Annotated in this window: 1 protein-coding gene; it reads right to left on the bottom strand. The window is 40.2% G+C overall.

The genetic code is table 11. From position 1 onward, the window contains the following. Positions 1-30 precede the first annotated feature (30 nt). Positions 31-1,376 (bottom strand): IS3 family transposase gene (locus J5566_RS10420; protein ID WP_208563182.1). Its coding sequence is split into 2 segments (ribosomal slippage): positions 31-935 and positions 935-1,376, totalling 1,347 coding nucleotides; the frame shifts between segments, so codons are not numbered across the junction. Positions 1,377-1,430 lie beyond the last annotated feature (54 nt).

Genomic DNA, 1,430 nt, shown 5'->3' with positions numbered 1-1,430 from the left:
TGAACTGACCCCAAAAAATTGGACAAATAATTATTGAAAGGATTTAGTTCTGTATTGGACAGGACTAAGTCCTTTTAATTTTGCTTTTATTCGTTTGTTGTTGTAGTAAAAAATATAATCTGTAATAGCTTCTTCAAGCTCATCAAGTGATTGATAAGATGTCTCGAGTCCATAAAACATTTCAGATTTGAGAATGCCAAAGAAAGACTCCATCATCCCATTATCTGGGCTATTCCCTTTGCGGGACATGGATGGTCGAATGCCTTTTGTTTCCAAAAAGTAATGGTAAGACTGGTGCTGGTATTGCCAACCTTGATCGCTGTGGAGAATAGTCCCACTGTATAAATCTGCTGGAAAAGCCTTCGCAAGCATGGTTTGAACCTGTTTCAAGTCAGGTGACCGAGACAGGGTAAAAGCAATAATCTCACTATTATAGCCGTCAAGAACAGGCGATAAGTAGAGTTTCCCTTCAGGCAAAGCAAACTCCGTCACATCGGTATAACATTTTTCATAAGGCTTAGATCCCTCAAACTGACGTTTAATCAGATTATCAGCCTTCTTACCCACCTCACCTTTGTAAGAAGCATACTTGCGCTTACGACGAATACGAGCCGCTAAGCCCATGACTGTCATCAAGCGCTGCACCTTTTTGTGGTTGATGAAGAAACCTCGATTTCTGAGTTCTAAATAAATCCGACGATAGCCGTAATTACCTTTATGGTCATCATAAATGGCTTGAATTTCAGCCTTAATTGCTTTGTTCTTTTCGGGTTTATCCAGTTGCTTGACTTGATAATAATAAGTTGAGCGAGGCATTTTAGCTGTCGCAAGTAGGAAGTCTAGTCGGAATCCTCCTTGGACCATATCTCTAATTGTTTCTGCTGTTCGCGCACTAGTGCTTCGTCCCTCAAGCGAAGTTCTCTCAACTTTTTTAGGAAGGCCACCTCAGTTCGAAGACGTTCATTTTCCTCTTGAAGGCGCTCTAATTCCGTCATTTCTTCCCAGGTTTTCTTGCGTTTACGTCCCATCTTGCTCGGTCTCCCTCTTGTTTTTTCAAGAATAGTATACCCGTTTTTCTTGTATTGTGCTATCCAATTGGGAAGCATTCCTCGATTTGGCAAGGCATAGTCAAGGGAAACTGAGAGTTGAGAACATCCATGAATCAAAACCTTATCCATTATTTCTTGCTTTAATTCGGGTGAATAATACCTATTTTTACCTTTTTCAACGATTTCCACGCCATATCGATCCATGAGTTTTATCATGTAGGTGAGATTGGCAATAGTGACCTTGTATATCTGGCTAAGGTTGACCCACGACACGCCACTCTTTCTCAGCTCATATATTTCTAGTTTTTCTTCATAACTTAATTTCATAAGAAAAACACCCCAATCGTTAGATTTTGTGTCTAACTTTTGGGGTGCAGTTCA

It is taken from the genome of Streptococcus suis (genome assembly GCF_017601095.1).
GTDB classification, from domain to species: domain Bacteria; phylum Bacillota; class Bacilli; order Lactobacillales; family Streptococcaceae; genus Streptococcus; species Streptococcus suis_Z.
Note: the sequence above shows the minus strand (reverse complement) of the source record. Positions and strands in the feature narration are given on the sequence as shown.